Source organism: Pseudomonas sp. C6002 (assembly GCF_013385805.1).
Taxonomy (GTDB): Bacteria; Pseudomonadota; Gammaproteobacteria; order Pseudomonadales; family Pseudomonadaceae; genus Aquipseudomonas.
Map to the genome: position 1 here is coordinate 7946 of NZ_JACAPH010000047.1, position 21415 is coordinate 29360.

Here is a 21415-nt window from a genome sequence, read left to right on the forward strand (position 1 = left end):
GAAAAGCAGATCGGTTTTCGCTCTGGTCTTAGCCTTTGCTTTTAACACTCAAACCGGCCGGGAGGCCGCTGTGCTTTTGATTTTGAAGCAGCCGTTACCTAACTAACGGATATGCACACCGATCTAACTCAACAAAACAACACCGCCAGGCAACTCCGTACACTTGGCCCCATACGCATCGCGAATCAAAAGCGCCACCCCCGCCAACTGATGCAGACTAAACCGCGCCTGCACCCGCCGCTTGCCCAACTGCGCATTCATCAGCAGCAACATCCCCGGTCGATAGCGATTGATCTCATCCACCACCGTCGCCAGCGTCGCATTATCAAACACCAGCACCTGCTCCCGCCAAGCCACCACAGCCTGCACGTCCACCGCCACCGGCTCACCCACACCGCTGGCGTCATAAGTCAGCTGCCGCCCACCCTCAAGCCGAACCGTACGCCCCCCAACACCCACCAACAGCGCCCCATCAATACACGTCACACACACACTGTGATCCGTATTGCGCACATTGAACCGTGCCCGAGCCGCACTCAGCCACCCTCCACCCGCCTGAACCTGAAGCGGCATCGCAGCATCGGCCAGCACCTCGACCTCCCCCTCCAACAACTCAATCCCACCCTCACGCCGGCTGATCCGCGTCTGCGTATTGAGCTCCAGCCGAACCCCATCACCCAACTCCACCCGCCGCTGCTCCCCGACCTCGGTGCGGTAATCCGCCGTCAACCCGGCAAACCCACCCGGCACCGTCACCCGCACCATCAGCACCGCCGCCGACGCCGCAATCGCCCCGCCCAAAAACGCCCGCCGCCCAAAATGCCGCGGCCGGGAAAACTGCTCGGCGGCGGGAGCCAATTGCTGCCACAACACCTTGGCCTGCTCGAACGCCCGGGCATGCTCCGGGCTCTGGGCGCACCACTGGCGCAACGCCTTGGCATCAGCAACGGTGGCCCGGCCCGAAGTCAGCAGCACCAGCCAGTCACGCGCTTCATCGTGCAGGGGGCTGTCGGGCGCAGCACGGGCAGCGGAGAGGTTAAAAATGTTCAAGCGCGCAGGTACTCAACGGATTATCAGGGACTCAATCACTAAGACGGTTTTCCGGCCCCGGGACCGAACCGCTGGATCACTTTTCTTTCAAGGCGCTGCGCACAGTGGCCCAGCCCCGCCTTGATTTCCTTTTCGACCATGCGCGTGGAAATCCCGAAACGCCTGGAGATCTCCAGGTGTGGCGCCTCTTCCAGACGCGCAGCGATAAGGATCTGGCGCCGCCGCGCCGGCAGTTCGTAGAGGGCCTTGAGCAAGGACTGGATTTCTCGCTGGCCACCCACCACCCGCGACGGGTCCTGGGCTTCATCGACGGTCTGCAGCAGCTCTTCGACTTCGCTGCCGGTCAACAGTCGCGCATCCGCCTGGCGTCGGTCAGCGGCGATGTTCAGCGCCATTCGATACAGGTAGGCATTGGGTTGCGCCAGGTTCGGCGGTACGTCCATGCGGTCGACCCGCAGGTAGGTCTCGTGCAGCACGTCGTTGGCCAGGTCCTCGGACCCGAGGCGCTTGCGCAGGCGTACCTTGAAGTCCTCGTAGGACGCCAGGAACAGGCTGACCATCATGCTGTGGCCGGTGTCTTTCATGCCCCGGAAACTCCTTCCCCTGCTGTGCATTCCATGCGTGTTCCTGTTGAATCGGGCATCAAAAGTAAGGTCACCGGCAAGCGCAGCGAACTGGGCGCCGGGCGTTCGACCCGGGTGGCGCCCAGGCCGCGTACCAGCGCTTCGTCACGCTGCAGGTCACCGGTGGAGCTGACCAGGCGGCTGTGTTCGATCACCCCGTCACCGTTGACCCACACCTGCACCAGCGCCCGGAAACTGCCGGGGCGGGTCAGCGGCGAACGGCACAAACTGCGTTCGATCGCCTGCTGCAAGGCCGCGGCATAGCTGTTGTTGATCCGTGCTGCATGCCCTGCCTTCAGCCCCCGCGTCGTGGCCGGCTGGCTGACCTCGGGGACTTGCAGGGTGAACGCATCGCTGCGGGCATAACGCGCCATCAGGCCACTCCCTGTCAGCAGCAGGCCCAGGGCTTGCTGCGCACTGTAGCGGCCATGCACGCCGATGGAGCGCCGGCCCCGGGTCAACTCGCGGTCCACCAGCACCGCCATGCCGGTGGCATGGCTGAACGCCTGCAGGGCGCTATCCAGGTTCTGCGCGGGCAGGTCCAGGGTCACTTCGGCGCGCACGGTCTGCGCCAGCCCCAACAGCAGAGCCAGGCAGCAGCCCGCGCGCCTCCAAGCCCCCCTGCTCAGCATCGCAACACGTCCGACATAGCCTACAAAACCGTCATCCTGAGGCCAGTTTATGAACCTGATGTTACGGTGCCAGCAAAAAAAACATCACGGTGACGGGCAGCCCGCTGCACTACACTTTCGAGCCATACCGGCCCATTTCCCAGGGCTCGCCAGGAGGCACCGATGAACCTGTTCCCGTCCCTCGCCAGCCTGTTGCTGTGTGCTGCCCTGCCGCTGATGGCCCACGCCGAAGGAACGCCGAATGGCTGCATCGAGGTCAATGTGGATGGCTACAAGGCACCGGACTATGGCTGCCTGAGCCAGCAGATGGGCAACAACCCGGACGCCGCCAAGGCCACGCAAAAGAACCAGCAGGCGCAACAGGTGCCCATCGACAAACGCAAGCCGAACCAGATCGGGCTCTCTACACCCGCAGCGACCAGTGTGCGCATGGGCAATACGTTCGGTACTTCGGTGAAACCCCAGCGGCCTTGATCGCCGCTTGTCCCCCCCTGCCCGCCCAGTGCAAAAAAAGCCATTGTGTTATCGCGATTGCCGATGTTATGTTTCTAACAGACATCAAAATCATGAAACATGAGTAACATCAATGACCGGCCTGCGCGAAAACGTCATGGATAAAAACAGCTTCCAGCGCACGCTGGAACAGCAGTTCCCGACGCTGACGCCCACCGGCAAGCGCATCGCGACGTACCTGCTGGGCAACCTGCAACAGCTGCCGTTCGAAACCGCCGACAGCATCGCCCAGCAAGCCGGCACCACCGGGATTTCAGTGGGGCGTTTCTTGCGAACCCTGGGGTATCGCAACCTCGATGACGTCAAGCAAGGCCTGCGCGGCGACCCGCAAGCCTCCTGGCTGATCACCGACCGCCTGGGTGCGTTTCGCCAGGAGAACGATCAGGAAGACGCCCTCGACCGTTCCCTCAACCGCGAGATCGAAGCCATCCAGCATGTGTACGGCCTGGCCCGCAGCCAGGGTTTCGCCGACATCGTGCAGCACATCGTGGACGCCGACGCCGTGTTCATCCTCGGCATCCAGTCCACCCGGGGCATCCTCAATGCGTTCCACAGCCACCTGGAATACATCCGTCCCAAGGTCTATTACGTCGATGGCCTGTCGGGGATCTACGCCGAGACCCTGAACTCCGGCTTTGAAAAACCCTACGCCATCACAGCGGACTTCCGCGCCTATTCCAGCATCACGCCCACGTTCTGCGAGACCGCGAACGCCCAGGGTCTACCCTTGGCGCTGATCACTGACTTGCAATGCCCCTGGGCCCGGGACTACGACCTGGACCTGCTGCAACTGAAAACCGATGTCGGCCAGTTCTGGGACTCCATGGCGCCCCTGACGTGCCTGTTCAACCTGATGGTGTCTGCCGTCGCTGACCGCTACGGCGAGCGACTGGATGCACGCCTGGCAAAAAACCGCGCCCTGCAACAGGCCTTCGGCCAGTTCGAATCCTGACCCTGGAAAGGAAATCTTTGAGTGAAAACCAGCCCATTGGTAGAAATCGCCCCACCGGAATACCCGGTACAGGTCGACCTGATCTACGCCAGTGCCGACAACCTGGCAGGCACCGTGATCTACCGCAATGCCCGCTGCCTGCTGCACGCCGAAGCGGCGGCCTGCCTGCGCAAGGCGAGCCTGTTGGCACGCCAGGCCGGCATGACGTTGCTGATCTACGACGCCTATCGCCCTGCCTACGCCCAGCAACTGTTGTGGCAGGCCCTGCCCAACCCGGACTACGTGCGCGACCCGCGCCTGGGCTCGCACCACACCCGTGGCGTGGCCGTCGACCTGACACTGATTGATGAACACGGCACCCCCCTGGACATGGGCACGGCGTTTGATGCCATGGAGCCCAAGTCCCACCAGTTCTACCCCGACCTGCCGCCGCAGGTGCAGCGCAACCGCCTGCTGTTGTTGGGCATCATGCTTGGCGCCGGCTTCAAGGCGATTGCCACCGAGTGGTGGCACTACGAGTTGCCGGATGCCGAACTTTTCCCATTAATTGAGGAGTCACACTGATCCCAAGGACCGTACCATCACAATAATTAGCAGCACCCTTTAGCTCCAACTGCCCGGTTATAGATTTCATAAAAATAAACCAACCCGCTTTTTCCTCTAAATAATCAAGGAAACCGGCATGACCCCAAGCAACCGCAAGACCCTCGCACTCTCCCTGCTGTGCGCCGCCCTGAGCCTGGGCGCGTGGCAATCGGCAAGTGCCGCCGCCCCCAAAGACACCTTGATGATCGGCAAGGCCGCCGACCCGCAAACCCTCGACCCGGCCGTGACCATCGACAACAACGATTGGGCGGTGACGTACCCGGCGTACCAGAAGCTGGTGGCCTACAAAGTCGAAAACGGCAAGGGCAGCACCGAGGTCAAGGGCGACCTGGCCGACAGCTGGACCACCTCGGCCGACGGTCTGGTGTGGGACTTCAAACTCAAGCCCGGCAACAAGTTCGATGACGGCGCCGAGGTCGACGCCAATGCGGTGAAGTTCTCCTTCGACCGCGTGATGCAGCTCAAGCAAGGCCCGTCGGGTGCGTTCCCGGATGACATGAAAGTCACCGTGGTCGACCCGCTCACCGTGCGGTTCACCCTGGCCAAGCCCTACGCGCCCTTCCTTTACACCCTCGCCCATAACGGCGCCGGCATCATCAACCCGGACGTGGTGAAACAGGGCGACGTCAACGCCTACCTCTCCACCCACACCGCCGGCTCCGGCGCCTTTCGCCTGAGCAACTGGCAGAAAGGCCAGAGCCTGACCCTGGAACCCAACACCTACTACGCCGGCACCAAGCCCGCGCTGAACAAGGTGGTGATCAAGATCATCAGCGAAGCCTCGGTACGCCGCCTGCAACTGGAACGCGGTGACCTGGACATCGCCGAAGACATGCCCCAGGACCAGCTCACCAACCTGGCCAAAAAGAAAGACGTGGTGATCAAGGAGTTCCCGTCGCTGCGGGTGACCTACCTGTACCTGAACAACCAGAAAGCCCCGCTGAACAACCAGAATGCGCGCCAGGCAATCGTTGATGCGGTGGACTACAAAGGCATTGTCGACGGCATCCTCAAGGGCCAGGCCAAGTTGATGAACGGGCCGATTCCCGCCGGCATGTGGGCCAATGACCCGAGCCTGCCCTTGATGAAACAGGACCTGGACAGCGCGGGCGCGAACCTGAAGAAACTCCCGGAAAAAATCACCAACCTGAATTACATGTACTCCGACAAGGACCCGGACTGGGAATCCATCGGCCTGACCCTGCAAGCCAGCCTGGCGCCGCTGGGGATCAACCTGAAGATGGAAAAACTGGCCAACGCCACCATGCGCGAGCGCCTGGGCAAGGGTGACTTCGACGTGTCCATCGGCTCGTGGGCACCGGACTTCTCCGACCCCTACATGTACATGAACTTCTGGTTCGACTCCTCCCTGCAAGGCCTGCCGGGCAACCGTTCGTTCTACAGCAACCCGGTGGTGGACAAGCTGATTCGTGATGCGGCGGCCAACAACGACACGGCCAAGCGCACCGAGCTTTATCAGGAAGCCCAGAAGATCGTGCTCAAGGACAGCGTGTACGCCTACCTCTATCAGAAGAACTACACCCTGCCGATGCGTGATTCGGTGAAGGGTTATGTGTTCCATCCGATGCTGGAGCAGGTGTTCAACGTGGCTGAGATCAGTAAGTAACACGCGATCAAATGTGGGAGCGGGCTTGCTCGCGAAAGCGGTGTATCAGTTACCCGATGTATGACTGACCCATCGTATTCGCGAGCAAGCCCGCTCCCACACTGGACCTGCTGTGTTTTCCAGGCTGTATTCCTGATCCAAATGTCTCGCGTTACCGAGGAGCCCTCATGGCCTTCCTGAATATGTTGCGCAAACGCCTGTTCGGCCTGATCCTGGTCGTCGTCGGCGTTTCGCTGATTACCTTCTGCATCTCCCACCTGATCCCGGGTGACCCGGCGCGCCTGATTGCCGGCGACCGGGCCAGCGACGCCATTGTCGAGAACATCCGCCATCAACTGGGCCTCGACCTGCCGCTGTACCAGCAATACGGCCGCTACATGAGCGACCTGCTGCACGGCGACCTCGGCACCTCGATCCGCACCAGCCGCCCGGTGCTGGAAGACCTGAAAGCGTTCTTCCCCGCGACCCTCGAACTGGCGGTCGCTGCCCTGCTGCTGTCGGTACTGGTGGGCGTACCGCTGGGGGTGCTGTCAGCGGTGTATCACAACCGCGCCATCGACCAGATCGCCCGAACGCTGGCGGTCACGGGCATTTCCACCCCGGCCTTCTGGCTCGGCCTGGGCCTGATCGTGTTGTTCTACGGCCAGCTTGGCTGGCTGCCCGGCAGCGGGCGGCTGGATGAAGGCCTCGAACCACCGCGCACCATCACCGGGTTCTACCTGATCGACTCGCTGCTGGCTGGCGATATCCCACTGTTCCTGAATGCCCTGGAACACCTGATCCTGCCCGCCGTCACCCTGGGTTTCGTGAACCTCGGCGTAGTCGCCCGGCAGATTCGTTCGGCGATGCTCGACCAGTTGGGCGAGGACTACATCCGTACCGCCCGCGCCTACGGCCTGTCGCGCTGGGCGGTGATCCTGCGCCACGCCTTGCCCAACGCGCTGATCCCGTCGATCACCGTGCTCGGCCTGACCCTCGGCGACCTGCTGTACGGCGCGGTGCTGACCGAAACCGTGTTCGCCTGGCCGGGCATGGGTGCCTATGTGGTGAAGTCGATCCAGTCCCTGGATTTCCCGGCGGTGATGGGCTTCGCGATCCTGGTGTCGTTTATTTATGTACTGCTGAACATGCTGATCGACCTGCTCTACCGGGTGGTCGACCCGCGCATCGGCGAGGTGAATTGAGATGACCGCTCCCCTGACCATGCCCGTACCGGTGCCCCTGGAACAGCGCCCCACCTGGCGTGCGCGAATGGAGTACCTGGGCTATCAAATACGCCGCAGCCCGCTGACCATCGCCGGCCTGACCATCACCTTGATCGTGCTGATCTGCATGGCCTTCGCCCCCTGGTTGGCGAGCCATGACCCCAATGCCTTGAACCTGACCCAACGCCTGGCCGAACCCTCCGCCGAACATTGGTTCGGCACCGATGAAGTCGGCCGCGACCTGTTCAGCCGGGTGCTGTACGGCAGCCGCCAGTCGGTGGGCGTGGGCCTGTTCGTGGCGTTTTCGTCCTGCCTGGTGGGCGGGCTGCTGGGCTGCCTGTCGGGGATCATCGGCGGGCGTTTCGACAGCCTGATCATGCGCCTGATGGACATCATGCTGTCGGTGCCGTCCCTGGTGCTGATCATGGCCCTGGCCGCCGCACTGGGCCCGAGCCTGTTCAATGCGATGCTGGCAATCACCGTGGTGCGCATCCCGTTCTACGTGCGCCTGGCCCGGGGCCAGGCCCTGAGCATTCGGCAGATGGGCTACGTCAAGGCATCCCAGACCTTCGGCGCCGGGCGCTGGCACATCGTGTCGTGGCACGTGGGCCGCAATGCGATGCCGCCGTTGCTGGTGCAACTGAGCCTGGACATCGGCAGCGCGATCCTGATGGCCTCGGCCCTGGGTTTCATCGGCCTGGGTGCACAGCAGCCCACCGCCGAATGGGGCGCGATGGTTGCCACCGGGCGCAATTTCATTCTCGACAACTGGTGGTACTCGACCTTTCCGGGGCTGGCGATCCTGGTCACCGCGACCGGCTTCAACCTGCTGGGTGACGGTGTTCGTGACCTGCTCGACCCACGGCAACAGGGGAAATGACCATGTCCAGTCCGGCAGTGCTTGCCATCGACAACCTGAGCCTGGAATTCCCGGCTTACCGCAACAACGTCCAGGCACTCAACGGCGTGTCGTTGCACGTCAACCCCGGCGAAGTCGTCGGCGTAGTGGGTGAATCCGGCTCCGGCAAATCCGTGACCGCGATGCTCAGCCTGCGCCTGCTGCCGGAGCGCAGTTACCGGATCACCGCCGGCAGCTTGCAGATGCTCGGCCGCGACATGCTCGGTGCCAGCGAGAAGGAGCTGCTGCAGATCCGCGGGCGTGACGCGGCGATGATCTTCCAGGAGCCGATGACCGCGCTGAACCCGACCCGGCGCATTGGCCGGCAGATGCTCGATGTGATCATCCACCACCAGCGCCTGAGCAAGGCCGCCGCCCGTGCCAAGGCCATCGCCCTGCTGCGGGACATGCACATCGCCGACCCCGAACAGGTGCTCGACAGCTACCCCTTCGAACTCTCCGGCGGCATGCGCCAGCGGGTGATGATCGCCCTGGCGTTTTCCTGCGACCCTCAGTTGCTGATCGCCGATGAACCCACCACTGCCCTCGACGTCACCGTGCAACGCCAGGTGCTGTTGCTGCTGCGGGAAAAAGCCCGGGAACGCGGCACCGCGATCCTGCTGATCACCCACGACATGGCTGTGGTCTCGCAGTTCTGCGACCGGGTGTATGTGATGTACACCGGCGCCGTGGTGGAAGAAGGCCCCACCGCCCAGGTGATGAGCGACCCGCGCCATCCCTACACCCAAGGGTTACTCAGCGGCTTGCCGGAACAGGTGAAACCCGGCGACGACCTGCTGACCATCCCCGGCCAAGTGCCCAACCTTGCCGCCCTGCCCTCAGGCTGCACCTTTCGCGAACGCTGCCCCCAGGCCATGAGCCAATGCATCGAGCGCCCGCGCCTGGACCTGATCAACCCTGCCGGCACCCGCAAAAGTGCGTGCTGGCTGACTGCCGGGGAGTCGGTGCAATGACCGTGTCTCAAGATTCACTGCTGGCTTTGCGGGATGTACGGGTCAAGTTCCCGGTAAAAACCGACTGGCTGGGCCGCCCGCGCGGTTATGCCCACGCCCTCAACGGCATCGACTTGCAGGTTCGCCGTGGGGAAACCCTGGGGATTGTCGGCGAGTCCGGCTGTGGTAAAAGCACCCTCGCCCAGTTGCTGATGGGCCTGGTCAAGCCCAGTGACGGTGAAGTGGACTGGGTCTACGAAAGTGCCCGGGAACGCCACCGGCATGTGCAGATCGTATTCCAGGACCCGCAATCGTCCCTCGACCCGCGCCTGCCCATCTGGAAAATCATCACCGAACCGCTGTTCGCCCTTGGCGACACGCCCAAGAGTGAAATGCGCACCATCGCCGCCAAGGTCGCCGCGCAGGTAGGCATTCGTGCCGAATACCTGGACCGTTACCCGCACCAGTTTTCCGGTGGCCAGCGCCAACGGATCGCCATCGCCCGCGCGCTGGCGTCCAACCCGAGCATCCTGGTGCTGGACGAGCCGACCTCGGCCCTGGATATCTCGGTGCAGGCGCAAATCCTCAACCTGCTGGCCGAGCTGCAACGGCGGCTGGGGCTGACCTACATCCTGATCTCCCACAACGTTTCGGTGGTGCGGCACATGGCCGACCGGGTGGCGGTGATGTACCTGGGGCAGATCGTGGAACTGGGGTGTGCCGAGCAAGTGCTGGAGCAGCCGAAGCATCCGTACACCCAGCTGTTGCTGGAGGCGGTGCCCAAGCTGGGGGTGGCGCTGGACGACGCGTATGTCAGTGCACCGACAGAGCTGCCGGGGAACCGGGTGTTGCCGGGTGGGTGTTTCTTTCTCGACCGCTGCCCGAGGCGTACACAAGGCTGTGAGCGGCCGCAGCGGTTGACGGGTGGGATGAGTCAGCAGGTGCGCTGTCACCTGGAACATCCGTGAGGCGTCCTTAACGAAATTTTCATGATTGCGCGGCTATGATCCGCCACCTCGTTGGGGAGTAGCCTGCTTCGGATTCTCGAAGCGTTCGTATCAACATTCTCGGCAACATGCCGTGGTGCGAACACCATTTTGGTTGGTGAGACCAGCGACACATCCATACCTGAAGTCGGGCGTGTGGTTGTGTCGTTGACTCATACAGCCCGACTGGAAGCCTTACCGTGAACCCCATTTCCCTGATTCTTCTCGCCCTTGCCATGTCCACGGACGCCTTTGCGGCGGCCATTGGCAAAGGTTCCAGCCTGCATAAACCACGCCTGACCGAAGCCCTGCGGGCCGGGCTGATCTTTGGTGTGATCGAAGCGATCACGCCGATTATCGGCTGGGCCATCGGCCAGGCCGCCACTCGCTGGGTGGAGCAGTGGGACCACTGGATCGCCTTTACCCTGCTGGTAGCCCTGGGCCTGCACATGATCTACAACGGCTTGAAGGCCGATGATCCAGAGGAAGAGAAACCGAGCCAGCACTCGTTCATGATTCTTGCCGTGACCGCGTTTGCCACCAGCATTGATGCCCTGGCGGTGGGCGTAGGCCTGGCGTTTGTCGACGTGAATATCCTGGTGGCCGCTGCGGCGATCGGCTTGGCGACGATGACCATGGTAACCATCGGCATGATGCTTGGCCGGGTGTTGGGGACTGTGGTCGGCAAGCGCGCCGAGATGGTTGGCGGCGTGGTGTTGATGCTGGTGGGTGCGACGATTTTGTATGAGCACCTGTCGGCCTAGAAACCGGCGAAGATCAAAATGTGGGAGCGGGCTTGGGTGGGAGCGGGCTTGCTCGCGAAAGCGGTGGTTCAGCCAGCCTATTGAGCGACTGACACACCGCCTTCGCGAGCAAGCCCGCTCCCACACGAGCCCGCTCCTACAGGGATCGGCGGCGATCAATCAGGCCGCGTGTTTTTCTTTCTTCAGGCTCTCGATGTCGATCACGAACCGATACTTCACATCCCCCTTGAGCATGCGCTCGTAGGCGTCATTGATGCCCTGGATGTCGATCATCTCGATGTCCGAGACAATCCCGTGCCTGGCGCAGAAATCCAGCATGTCCTGGGTTTCCTGGATGCCACCGATCAACGACCCGGCCAGGCTGCGACGCTTGAAGATCAGGTTGAACACGGTCGGTGACGGGTGGGGGCTATCCGGGGCGCCCACCAGGGTCATGGTGCCGTCGCGCTTGAGCAGGTTGAGGAAGGCGTCGAGATTGTGGGACGCGGCCACGGTGTTGAGGATGAAGTCCAGGGAGTTGGCAACCTTGGCCATTTCGTCCGCGTTCTTCGACACCACCACTTCATCGGCCCCCAGGCGCAGGCCGTCTTCGCGCTTGTTCGGCGAGGTGGTGAACAGCACCACGTAGGCGCCCATGGCATGGGCGATTTTCACCGCCATATGGCCCAGGCCACCGAGGCCGACAACGCCGACGCGCTTGCCCGGCCCGACGTTCCAGTGGTGCAGCGGTGAGTAGGTGGTGATGCCTGCACACAGCAGCGGCGCGACCGCCGCCAGGTTGCTCTCGTCGTGAGAGATGCGCAGGACGAACTTCTCCTTGACCACGATATTGTCCGAGTAGCCGCCGAAGGTGTTTTCGCCGCCAAAAGCCGGGCCGTTGTAGGTGCCGGTGAAGCCGTTTTCGCAATACTGCTCCTCGCCCTCGGCGCAGGATTCGCAGTGCTGGCAGCTGTCGACCATGCAGCCGACACCGGCCAAATCGCCCACCTTGAACTTGCTGACATTGGCGCCCACGGCGGTCACTCGGCCAACGATTTCATGGCCCGGTACCGACGGGTACAGGGTGTTTTTCCATTCGTTGCGTACGGTGTGCAGGTCCGAGTGGCAGACGCCGCAATAGAGGATGTCGATCTGCACATCATCGGCCCCGGGGGCGCGACGTTCGAACGTGAAGGGTTTGAGCGAATCCTTGGAGTCACGAGCGGCGTAGCTGTAAGTCTTGGCCATTTCGTTCACCTGTTTGTTCAGACGGTAGAAAGCAGTTGACCAGCATAGACGCTGAACCGTTCAACCGAGCACAGGCATACAAGTCCCTCGTCCGATTCTGCGCCTATAGTATTGGCTGCCCTCTCACCCAAGGAGTTTTGCCATGAGCACCCTACGCACACAAGACGGTACCGAGCTCTACTACAAGGACTGGGGCACCGGCAAACCGGTGCTGTTCAGCCACGGCTGGCCGCTGGATGCCGATATGTGGGAATACCAGATGGAGTACCTGAGCAGCCGCGGCTACCGCACCATCGCGTTCGACCGCCGTGGTTTTGGCCGCTCGGACCAGCCCTGGACCGGTAACGACTACGACACCTTTGCCGACGATATCGCCCAGTTGATCAACCATCTGGATCTGCAGGACGTGACCCTGGTGGGCTTCTCCATGGGCGGCGGCGATGTCAGCCGCTATATCGCCCGCCATGGCAGCGCGCGCGTGGCCGGGCTGGTGTTGCTGGGGGCGGTGACGCCGCTGTTCGGGCAAAAGCCGGATTACCCGCAAGGTGTCGAGATGGCAGCGTTTGACGGGTTCAAGGCCGCGCTGCTGAAGGATCGCGCGCAGTTCCTGGCAGACTTCAATACGCCGTTCTATGGCATCAACAAGGGCCAACAGGTCTCCAGCGGTGTATTGACTCAAACACTGAACATCGCCCTGCTCGCCTCGCTCAAGGCGACGGTGGATTGCGTCACCGCGTTCTCGGAAACCGATTTCCGCCCGGACATGGCCAGGATCGACGTGCCGACCCTGGTTATCCACGGTGATGGCGACCAGATCGTGCCGTTCGAAACTACCGGCAAGGTCGCCGCGCAGATGATCAAAGGCGCGCAGTTGAAGGTGTACAAGGATGCCCCCCATGGTTTTGCGGTGACCCACCAGCAAGCCTTGAACGAAGATCTGCTGGCCTTCCTGCAACGCTGAGCCGATTGCGTTCTCCTGCGACGGCTTATTTCTGGCCGGGCTGACACCCGGCCTTTTCAGGCAGTCGTACTATTCCCCGGTGCCGGCAAACCCCGCTACGATCTCGTCGATCACCACCCGCACCCGGGCGGTATGCCGCAGGTCGGCATGGGTCACCAGCCACACATCGTAGGGCAACGGCCGCGTACGGTCCGCCCACAGCCGCACCAGGCCGTCGCGTTCGCCGGAAACTATCGGAACCTCACCGATACCGATCCCTGCGGCGATGGAGCGGCGTACCAACAGGCTTGAACTCAAGGCCGCAACAATACGTCCGCGTCCCAGCGGCTCGCTGACCAGGGTCAGGTCCTTCTGGCTTTGCAGGTGCGGCTGATACACCACCAGGTCGTGTCCTTCGAACAGGCTGCCCGGTTCGGGTGCGCCGTGCCGATCGATATACGCCTGCGAGGCAAACAGCCCCACCGGCCAGCGGGCGATGCGCCGGGCGATCAGGTCGGGGTTGTCCGGGCGGGTATTGCGCACCGCGATATCGGCTTCGCGTTTGGCCAGGTTAAGCAACTGGGTCGAAGCGTCCATCTGCACGCGCACGTCAGGGTGCGCATCGTGCAGCCGGGCAATGGCCGGGATCAGGAAGTCGATGGCCAGGGAATCGGTGGTGGTCACCCGTACGGTGCCGGTCAGGCGGTCGTCCAGGCCCAGGACCTGACGCTCCAGGTCAAGGGCCGAGCGCTCCATGTTCTCCACCGATTGCAACGCGGCCTCACCCACGGCGGTCAGCGCATAGCCCTCGGAGGTGCGCAGGAACAACGTTGCGTTCAAGGACTTTTCCAGGGCATTGACCCGTCGCCCCACGGTGGCCTGATCCACCCCCAGCACCCGCGCGGCTCCGCGTAATGTGGACTCGCGGCACACCGCGAGGAACACCCGCGCATCGTCCCAATTCATGGCTTTCCCCTTCTATGCATTTTTGCATCAGCGTGACGTGTAATCGCAGCATTATTGCATCACTCATCACGGCTATGCTGGGCACCAGAGAAAATACCCAGGATCGCCAGCAGGCTGAACCGCTCGGTGACGGGCGCGGTCCCAACCCACACGTTCATTGCTACAGGTGCGCTCAAATGACTCTGCCCCACGAAATGACCCTGATCGAAATCACCAGCCCCGGCGGCCCCGAAGTCCTGCAACCACGCCAGGAGCCGGTACCTGTCGCCGGCCCCGGCGAAGTGCTGATCCGCGTGCACGCCGCCGGCGTCAATCGCCCGGACGCCCTGCAACGCGCCGGCACGTATCCGATGAAACCCGGCATGAGCCCGATTCCCGGGCTGGAAGTGGCCGGTGTGGTGGTCGCGCTGGGCGAAGGCGTCAGCGAGTACGCGCTGGGCGACAAGGTGTGCGCCCTGACCAATGGCGGCGGTTATGCGCAGTACTGCGCAGTGCCCGCCAGCCAGACCTTGCCGGTTCCCGATGGCCTGGACTGGATTCAGGCGGCAGCGATCCCGGAAACCTTCTTCACCGTATGGGCCAACCTGTTCGGCATCGGCGGTGCGCATAAAGGCCAGCGCGTGTTGATCCATGGCGGCACCAGCGGCATCGGCACCACCGCGCTGATGCTCTGCCGCGAGTTCGGTATCGAAGCGTTCGCCACCGCCGGCAGCGTGGAAAAATGCGCCGCCATCCGCGAGCTGGGAGCCGAGCCGATCAACTACCGGGAACAGAATTTCGCCGAGGTCATCGCTGACAAGACCGCGGGCAAGGGTGTCAATGTGGTCCTCGACATCATGGGTGGCTCCTATCTGAACGACAACATCAGCGCCCTGGCCATGGAAGGTCGCCTGGTGATGCTGGGCTTCCTCGGCGGCGCACGCGCCAAAGACATCGACCTGCTGGCGATCCTCGGCAAACGCGCGATCGTTACCGGCTCGTTGTTGCGCTCACGCACCCGGGAAGAAAAAGCCGCGATTGCCGCACAACTGCGCGAACACGTGTGGCCGGTGCTGTCGGCCGGGCGTTGCCTGCCGATGATCGATGAGGTGTATGCCTATACCGACGCCGCGAAGGCCCATGCGCGCATGGAAGGTGGCGACCATATCGGCAAGATTGTGTTGCGGGTGGATTGATAAACATGCGGAAAAACGGTTTATAACGTCATCAGAACAAAACACTGCGGTTAATGGAGGCTTCATGAAACTGGTCGGCATGCTGGACTCGCCCTACGTGCGCCGCGTGGCCATTTCCCTGGAACTGTACGGCGTCGCGTTCGAACACCAGGCACTGTCGGTGTTCAGCACCTTCGATGAGTTTTCCGGGATCAACCCGGTAGTCAAGGCACCGACGCTGGTGCTCGACGACGGCACGGTCCTGATGGATTCCGGCTTGATCCTCGAGTACCTGGAAGCCCTGGCGCCGGCCGGCAGCCGATTGCTGCCCCTGTCATCCCCAGCGCTTGCCCGGGATCTGCAAGTGATCGGCCTGGCGCTGGCAGCGTGCGAAAAGACCGTGCAGATCGTCTACGAACATCACCTGCGGCCCGCCGAAAAACTGCATCAGCCGTGGATCGACCGCGTGACCGGGCAACTGCTGGCGGCCTATGCGTTATTGGAGGCGCGGGTGGCCGAGCGCGACAGCGACTTGCCGCTGACCCAGGCGAGCCTGACGGTGGCGGTCGCCTGGTCCTTCACCCAGCTGAAGATAGCCGACGTCGTGAAGGCCGATGCGTTTCCCCACTTGCAACGCCACGCGGCCCTCGCCGAGCAGCACCCGGCATTCGGCAAATACCCGATCGAGTAGCCCGTGCCTACCCGGCATACACCGGATAATCGGTGAAGCCCACCTCGGTGCCGCCATACAGGCCGTCCGCGTTCAACGGGTTCAGCGGCCAACCGTTGAGCAGGCGTTGGGGCAAGTCGGGATTGGCAATGTACGGCCGGCCAAACGCGATCAGGTCTGCCAGCCCCGCCTCTACCAACCGCACGCCGCGCTCTGCGGTGTAGCGGCCGGCGTAGATGATCCGGCCGCTGAAGGTGTCACGCACCGCCTGGCGGAACGACTCGGGCAACTCGGGGGCATTGTCCCAGTCGGCCTCGGCAATCGACACGTAGGCGATGCCGGCCGCCTCAAGCACCTTGATCGCCTCGATGTAGGTGTGATGCGGGTCTTCCTCGACGAGGCCGATGTAGACCCGGTCCTGGTCAGTGCCGCTGAACAACGGCGCAAAGCGCACACCCAGGCGCTGCGGGCCGACTACTTCGGCCACCGCCTCGACGATTTCCCGCAGGAACCGCAGGCGATTGTGCAGTGAGCCACCGTATTCATCGTCGCGCTGGTTGGAATGCGCCGAGATGAACTGGTTGACCAGGTAGCCGTTGGCCGAATGAATTTCCACGCCATCGAAGCCTGCGGCCAATGCATTTTTTGCAGCCTGGGCGTAAAGCCCCACCAACTCCTTGACCTCGGCGGTAGCCAGGGCGCGCGGCTCGGGTGGCTGCACCAACTTACCGGTGCCGGGCCCGGTTGCAACGAATGCCTTGGCTTGCTGCGGCTGGATCGCCGACGGCGCAACGGGTGCTGCGCCGTCGGGCTGCAGTTCGTGATGGGACACGCGACCCACATGCCAAAGCTGGGCGAAGATCACGCCGCCTTCGGCATGCACGGCATCGGTCACGGTACGCCAGCCGTCAATCTGCTCCGGTGTGTAGATGCCCGGGGTCCAGGCGTAACCCTGGCCGCGAGGCTCGATCTGCGTGCCCTCGCTGACCATGAAGCCGGCGGTAGCACGCTGGCGGTAATAAAGCGCCATCAAGTCCGTGGCGATATCACCGGGCTGGGCACTTCGCTGGCGGGTAAGCGGCGGCAGGACGATGCGGTTTTTCAGGGTGTGGTGCCCCAGTGTGATCGGGGTACCTAAAGCGCTGTTGCTCATGGGGGGACAGTTCCGGATTCAAATTTCAGACAGGCAGAAGCTGCCGGCTCCCGCTCAGGGGAGCCGCCAACAACGTACTTTTTGGGGGATTCAGCGGGTTACGCGGTCAGCTTCAACAGCGCTTTGGCAACGTCACTGGAACTGGCAGGATTCTGCCCGGTGACCAGCAGGCCATCTTCAATCACAAAGGACTGCCAATCGGCACCCTTCTCATACGTGCCGCCCAGTGCCTTGAAATCATCCTCGATCAGGAACGGCACCACGTCGGTCAGGCCAACCGCCGCTTCTTCGGAGTTGGAGAAGCCGGTGACGCGTCGGCCCTTGACCAGCGGTTCGCCGTTGACCGCCTTGACGTGACGCAAGGCGCCCGGGGCGTGGCACACAAAGCCAATCGGCTTGCCCGCACGCTCGAAGGCTTCGATCAGGGCGATGGAGGTTTTCGACTCTGCCAGGTCCCACAGCGGGCCGTGGCCGCCTGGGTAGAACACGGTGTCGAAGTCGCCGGCGTTGACCGACTCCAGCTTCACGGTGGTGGCCAGGGCCTGTTGCGCCGCCGGGTCAGTGGCGAAGCGGCGGGTCTGGTCGGTTTGCGAATCCGGCAGGTCGCTGACCGGGTCCAGGGGCGGCTGCCCACCGGCCGGCGAAGCCAGGGTCACGTCGGCCCCGGCGTCCTTGAACGCGTAGTAGGGAGCAGCAAATTCTTCGAGCCAGAACCCGGTCTTGCGGCCGGTGTTGCCAAGCTGGTCGTGAGAAGTCAAAACCATCAATACTTTCATGTGCCAGTGCCTCGGGGTGATGTGGGTTGGAATGGAATCAAGCTTAGGAGCCGGGCCAAAACCGCACAATGTCATGTCCGCAAGGATTCCGGACATTGCGCCAAGGCGGTTGCCGTTTCCCTGGCACACGCCGACAATCAACGCTCCGCGCCCCCTGGAGAGATGAGATGCACAGCATTGCGCTGATGGTGTACCCGAACTTTCAATCCTTGAGCCTCAGCCTGGGCTCGGTGTTCGAGTGCGCCAATCTGCTGCGTGGCGAGCAGGCGTATGAGTTTCACCTGGTGTCGGAAAGTGGCGGCCCGATCATGACGTCCCAGGGCTTCTCGGTGAACAGTACGCCGATCCGGCCCGAGGGCTATGACACATTGATCGTCAGCGGTTACCTGGAGTTCCAACTGCCTGACGCCAGCCTGCCGAGGCTGGTCCAGGCGGCGTCCAAACAGTCGCGGCGGATTGCTTCGTTGTGCATGGGCATCTTCGTGCTGGCCGAGGCGGGATTGCTCGAAGGCAAGCGCGCCACCACCCACTGGCTGCACGCACCGGCCTTTGCCAAGCGCTACCCGCAGATTCGCCTGGAGGAAGACAAGCTGTTCGTGGTCGACGGCCAGATCTGGACCGGTGCCGGCATGAGCGCCGGGGTGGACCTGGCGCTGGCGATGGTGGAGAACGACCTGGGCAGCGACCTCGCCCGCCGCATCGCGCGCAAGCTGGTGATTGCCCAGCGCCGTGGCAGCGAACAGTCGCAGCTATCGGCGTTGCTGGAACTCGACCCCAAGTCCGACCGTGTGCAGTTGGCCCTGGCCTACGCCCGGGAGAACCTGACCCACGACCTTTCGGTCGAGGCCCTGGCGGCCGTGGCGCGGCTCAGCCCACGCCAGTTCAGCCGGGTGTTTCGCGAGGAGACCGGGCAAACCCCGGCCAAGGCCATCGAATCCCTGCGGGTGGAAGCCGCCCGGGCAATGATGGAAACCAGTCGGCACCCGGTGGAAGTGGTCGCCCGCGAGACCGGGTTCGGTGATCGCGAGCGCATGCGCCAGGCGTTCCTGCGGGCGTTCGGCCAGCCGCCACAGGCGATGCAGGCGGCATTGTTCAGTGCAGGGGCTGGCGCCGCGTTCAGTTGATGGTTCAGTGCAGCGCTGCGCGCGTCACCAGGAAGCTCAGCAGGTTTGGCTCATCGTCCAGCTCGATGGCCTGCACCGGACGCGGCAGGTTATCCAACACCGTGCGCCAGAACGCCTGGCTCACTTCATCCTGATCATAGAAACGCACCAGCCAGTTCGCCTCGCCGCTGCTCAACACCTGAGTGGCGATGGCGCGGCCAATGCCCTTGCGGCGGTAGCGTTTGAGGATGAACAGGTCCGCCAGTTCCAGCGCATCGATCCCCGGCAGTTCGCTGCCTTCGATCAGCAGGAAGCCGGCGATGAAGCCGTCGACCAGCAGCAGGTTGGCACTCCATTGCGGGTCTTCCCAGTAGCGGGCCAGGTGCTCCTCATGGATGTAGAAGCGACCGTCCACCTCGACATCTTCCTGTTCCCAGTCCGAGGACTCGTAGGCGTAGAACTGGTAAAGGTTGGCGATCAACGTGGCGTGTTCCGGGCCGGTCTCGATCAGTTCGACGGTGGTATCGGGGATTGCAGGCATGGGCATCTCGGCAAAAAAACAGGCTGCCATTGTCAACAAAGCCACCTGCAATGCCAATACACCGGCCAAGCTTTCTGCTTGCTGAACCGATCGCGCTTTTCTCGTGTCAACGACAAAATCGTTACAAAGTTAGACTAAACTCCGCGTCACTTCCCTCCCCTTGCTTTCAGGATAAGTACTTTGACAAACGTCTGCACCAGCGGCCTCGATGTCGGCTTTGCGTCCCTGGATTACCTGCAAATAGGCATCCTGGGCATCATTCAGGGCATCACCGAATTGTTGCCCGTGTCTTCCACCGCCCACATGCGCATCGTGCCCGCCCTGCTCGGCTGGCCGGATCCCGGCTCGGCGTTTTCCGCAGCCATGCAGTTGGCCGCACTGGCAGCAGTGGTCAGTTACTTCTGGAAGGATGTACGCCAGGTCACGGTCGGCAGCATCACTGCGATGCGCCAGGGTGACTACAACAACCAGTGGTTCAAGCTGGCGGTGGCCATTGTGCTGGCGACGATTCCGATCGGGATTGCCGGGATAGCCTTGTCGTCGACCCTCAACTCCTGCAACTCGCCGCTGCGCGGGCTGATGGTGATCGGGATTTCCTGCCTGGTGATGGCGGTGCTGCTGGCGGCGGCTGAACTCAGCGCAAGGCATAAGCGCACGGTGGGCGAAATGCGCCTGCGGGATGCGCTGATTGTCGGCATTGCGCAGATCGGCGCGCTGATTCCAGGGGTTTCCCGCTCGGGCTCGACCCTGACCGCCGCACTGTTCCTCAACTTCAAGCGTGAAGAAGCGGCGCGGTTTTCGTTCCTGCTGGGCTTGCCGGCGATCGCCCTCGCGGGGCTGAAAGAGCTGTGGGTATTGTTCCACGCCGACCTGCCCGCCCACGCCTGGCCGCACCTGATCTTCGGGCTGGTGGTCGCCAGTGTGTCGGCGTTTTTCGCGATCTGGGGCCTGATGAAGTTCCTGGAGCGATTCTCCACCTGGCCGTTCGTGATCTACCGCGCGGTGCTCGGGGTGTTCCTGATTGTGGCGGTGAGCACCGGGTTGTTGGCCTAAGGCGCGCGGTCGGCCAGTTCTTCGAGCAAATCCGCTGACGGTATGAAGAACAGGCCGCCGGTGACCGCCGTGCTGAAGTCCAGCAGGCGGTCATAGTTGCCGACCGGTCGGCCGACAAACATGTTCTCCAGCATCAACTCCAAAGGCTCTGGCGAGCGCGCGTAGCCGATAAAGTACGTCCCGAATTCCCCCGCGCCCGGCCGGCCAAAGGGCATGTTGTCCCGCAGGATTTTCACCTCCTCGCCGTCCTTGGTGATGGTGGTCAATGCACTGTGGGAATTGCTCGGCTTGGTCGCATCGTCGAGCTCGATGTCCGACAGCTTGGTGCGCCCGATCACCCGCTCCTGCGCCTCCACCGACAATTCATTCCAGGCCTGCATGTTGTGCAGGTACTTCTGCACCATTACATAGCTGCCGCCGCTGAACGCCGGATCCTCATCACCGACGATGGTGAAACCCACCGCCTTGCGCCCGACCGGGTTCTCGGTGCCGTCGACAAAACCGATGATGCTGCGCATGTCGAAATAGCGGAAACCCTGGACCTCGTCCACCACCGTCACCGCATCCCCCAGCGCCGCCATCAACTGGGTGGCCAATTCGAAACACAGGTCCATCTGCTCGGCACGAATGTGCAGCAGGATATCCCCCGGCGTGGCCGGCGCCAGGCGCCCGGCCACGCCCACTTCCTTGAACGGGTGCAACGCTGCTGGCCGCGGCCCTCCGAACAGCGCGTCCCACGCCTTGGAGCCAAACCCTGCGACACACGTCAGGTTGCCCGCCGGTACACGCTTGCCGACCGAGCGCACCAGGCCGGCGATATCGGCGCACCAGCTGCGCACCGCCTCAGCCGAGTCACTGCCAGGCGCCAGGGTCGCGACCATGAAAATGGCGCTGCTGGTGATCGGGCTGCAGACGGATTGGGGTTCAAGGTTTTGATCGGATGGCGATGTCATTGAGAGGTCCACGGGTGGCGGTCGAGATTCAACGAGCGCAGATTAGCAGACCACCAAACCCTGTGGGAGC

General features: G+C 62.8%; 23 protein-coding genes and 1 riboswitch. Of the genes, 14 read left to right on the plus strand and 9 right to left on the minus strand.

The window, feature by feature from the left end:
* Positions 1-123 precede the first annotated feature (123 nt).
* The 3 genes from HX817_RS30375 to HX817_RS30385 are packed head-to-tail and all read right to left on the minus strand — an operon-like array spanning position 124 to position 2305.
* Positions 124-1050: a DUF4880 domain-containing protein gene (locus HX817_RS30375; RefSeq protein ID WP_008431412.1), complete on the minus strand. Its 927-nt coding sequence runs from the start codon at positions 1048-1050 to the stop codon at positions 124-126.
* Between the two features lie 38 nt (positions 1051-1088).
* Positions 1089-1634 carry an RNA polymerase sigma factor gene (locus tag HX817_RS30380; RefSeq protein ID WP_102605758.1) on the minus strand — a complete coding sequence of 182 codons (546 nt, stop codon included), beginning with the start codon at positions 1632-1634 and terminating at the stop codon, positions 1089-1091.
* Positions 1631-2305, minus strand: a complete 675-nt coding sequence (locus HX817_RS30385) for a secretin and TonB N-terminal domain-containing protein (protein ID WP_087694899.1) — start codon at positions 2303-2305, stop codon at positions 1631-1633. Before HX817_RS30385 ends, HX817_RS30380 begins: the two co-directional genes overlap by 4 nt.
* Before the next feature lie 162 nt (positions 2306-2467).
* On the opposite strand from HX817_RS30385, the gene HX817_RS30390 reads away from it, so the two are divergent.
* The 9 genes from HX817_RS30390 (at position 2468) to mntP (ending at position 10809) form a co-directional block, all read left to right on the plus strand.
* The gene (locus tag HX817_RS30390) at positions 2468-2779 is read left to right on the plus strand and encodes a hypothetical protein (RefSeq protein ID WP_177042291.1); all 312 of its coding nucleotides are present in this window, start codon (positions 2468-2470) and stop codon (positions 2777-2779) included.
* Between the two features lie 136 nt (positions 2780-2915).
* Entirely contained in the window at positions 2916-3770 is an 855-nt protein-coding gene (locus HX817_RS30395; RefSeq protein ID WP_032898755.1) for a MurR/RpiR family transcriptional regulator, read from the plus strand.
* Between the two features lie 21 nt (positions 3771-3791).
* Positions 3792-4334: a D-alanyl-D-alanine dipeptidase gene (gene ddpX, locus HX817_RS30400; RefSeq protein ID WP_087694901.1), complete on the plus strand. Its 543-nt coding sequence runs from the start codon at positions 3792-3794 to the stop codon at positions 4332-4334.
* Positions 4335-4452: 118 nt separating this feature from the next.
* Entirely contained in the window at positions 4453-6003 is a 1551-nt protein-coding gene (locus HX817_RS30405; RefSeq protein ID WP_008431417.1) for an ABC transporter substrate-binding protein, read from the plus strand.
* 167 nt (positions 6004-6170) lie between these two features.
* Entirely contained in the window at positions 6171-7187 is a 1017-nt protein-coding gene (locus HX817_RS30410; protein ID WP_008431420.1) for an ABC transporter permease, read from the plus strand.
* A gap of 19 nt (positions 7188-7206) precedes the next feature.
* A complete protein-coding gene (gene ddpC, locus HX817_RS30415; protein ID WP_371317087.1) occupies positions 7207-8088 on the plus strand; it encodes a D,D-dipeptide ABC transporter permease in 882 nt (293 codons plus the stop codon).
* Positions 8085-9080 (plus strand): ABC transporter ATP-binding protein, encoded by a 996-nt coding sequence (locus tag HX817_RS30420; RefSeq protein WP_032898749.1) that lies wholly within the window; start codon positions 8085-8087, stop codon positions 9078-9080. Before ddpC ends, HX817_RS30420 begins: the two co-directional genes overlap by 4 nt.
* On the plus strand, positions 9077-10027 hold the full coding sequence (locus HX817_RS30425) for an oligopeptide/dipeptide ABC transporter ATP-binding protein (RefSeq protein WP_003220120.1): 951 nt from the start codon (positions 9077-9079) through the stop codon (positions 10025-10027). The genes HX817_RS30420 and HX817_RS30425 overlap by 4 nt, the downstream gene beginning before the upstream one ends.
* Positions 10028-10068: 41 nt before the next feature.
* Positions 10069-10235: riboswitch (yybP-ykoY riboswitch) on the plus strand.
* Between the two features lie 10 nt (positions 10236-10245).
* Entirely contained in the window at positions 10246-10809 is a 564-nt protein-coding gene (gene mntP, locus HX817_RS30430; protein WP_003220119.1) for a manganese efflux pump MntP, read from the plus strand.
* A 159-nt stretch (positions 10810-10968) separates the two neighbouring features.
* On the opposite strand, the gene HX817_RS30435 is transcribed toward mntP, so the two are convergent.
* Positions 10969-12036: an NAD(P)-dependent alcohol dehydrogenase gene (locus HX817_RS30435; protein WP_003220118.1), complete on the minus strand. Its 1068-nt coding sequence runs from the start codon at positions 12034-12036 to the stop codon at positions 10969-10971.
* Between the two features lie 142 nt (positions 12037-12178).
* Here HX817_RS30435 and HX817_RS30440 point away from each other — a divergent pair, with 142 nt between their 5' ends.
* Entirely contained in the window at positions 12179-12997 is an 819-nt protein-coding gene (locus HX817_RS30440; RefSeq protein ID WP_003220116.1) for an alpha/beta fold hydrolase, read from the plus strand.
* A 69-nt stretch (positions 12998-13066) separates the two neighbouring features.
* Here HX817_RS30440 and HX817_RS30445 read toward each other — a convergent pair whose 3' ends face one another.
* On the minus strand, positions 13067-13942 hold the full coding sequence (locus HX817_RS30445; RefSeq protein WP_134326274.1) for a LysR family transcriptional regulator: 876 nt from the start codon (positions 13940-13942) through the stop codon (positions 13067-13069).
* Between the two features lie 176 nt (positions 13943-14118).
* Here HX817_RS30445 and HX817_RS30450 point away from each other — a divergent pair, with 176 nt between their 5' ends.
* Together HX817_RS30450 and HX817_RS30455 are read left to right on the plus strand one after the other, a co-directional pair.
* Positions 14119-15117, plus strand: coding sequence for an NAD(P)H-quinone oxidoreductase (locus HX817_RS30450; RefSeq protein ID WP_177020849.1), 999 nt, complete (start codon positions 14119-14121; stop codon positions 15115-15117).
* Positions 15118-15181: 64 nt separating this feature from the next.
* Complete coding sequence (locus HX817_RS30455; protein ID WP_177037233.1) at positions 15182-15787, plus strand: glutathione S-transferase; 606 nt, start codon at positions 15182-15184, stop codon at positions 15785-15787.
* A gap of 7 nt (positions 15788-15794) precedes the next feature.
* Here HX817_RS30455 and HX817_RS30460 read toward each other — a convergent pair whose 3' ends face one another.
* Together HX817_RS30460 and HX817_RS30465 are read right to left on the minus strand one after the other, a co-directional pair.
* Positions 15795-16919 (minus strand): alkene reductase, encoded by a 1125-nt coding sequence (locus HX817_RS30460; RefSeq protein ID WP_102368728.1) that lies wholly within the window; start codon positions 16917-16919, stop codon positions 15795-15797.
* Positions 16920-17017: 98 nt separating this feature from the next.
* Positions 17018-17695 (minus strand): type 1 glutamine amidotransferase domain-containing protein, encoded by a 678-nt coding sequence (locus HX817_RS30465; RefSeq protein ID WP_102606095.1) that lies wholly within the window; start codon positions 17693-17695, stop codon positions 17018-17020.
* Between the two features lie 167 nt (positions 17696-17862).
* Here HX817_RS30465 and HX817_RS30470 point away from each other — a divergent pair, with 167 nt between their 5' ends.
* Positions 17863-18819, plus strand: coding sequence for a GlxA family transcriptional regulator (locus HX817_RS30470; protein ID WP_003220105.1), 957 nt, complete (start codon positions 17863-17865; stop codon positions 18817-18819).
* A gap of 4 nt (positions 18820-18823) precedes the next feature.
* Here the strand turns inward: HX817_RS30470 and HX817_RS30475 are convergent, their stop codons facing one another.
* Positions 18824-19330: a GNAT family N-acetyltransferase gene (locus tag HX817_RS30475; RefSeq protein WP_032898758.1), complete on the minus strand. Its 507-nt coding sequence runs from the start codon at positions 19328-19330 to the stop codon at positions 18824-18826.
* 189 nt (positions 19331-19519) lie between these two features.
* Between HX817_RS30475 and HX817_RS30480 the strand changes: the two genes are divergently transcribed.
* Positions 19520-20392, plus strand: a complete 873-nt coding sequence (locus HX817_RS30480) for an undecaprenyl-diphosphate phosphatase (RefSeq protein ID WP_177023365.1) — start codon at positions 19520-19522, stop codon at positions 20390-20392.
* Here HX817_RS30480 and HX817_RS30485 read toward each other — a convergent pair.
* A complete protein-coding gene (locus tag HX817_RS30485; RefSeq protein ID WP_003220100.1) occupies positions 20389-21345 on the minus strand; it encodes a Dyp-type peroxidase in 957 nt (318 codons plus the stop codon). The genes HX817_RS30480 and HX817_RS30485 overlap by 4 nt on opposite strands.
* Positions 21346-21415: the final 70 nt, after the last annotated feature.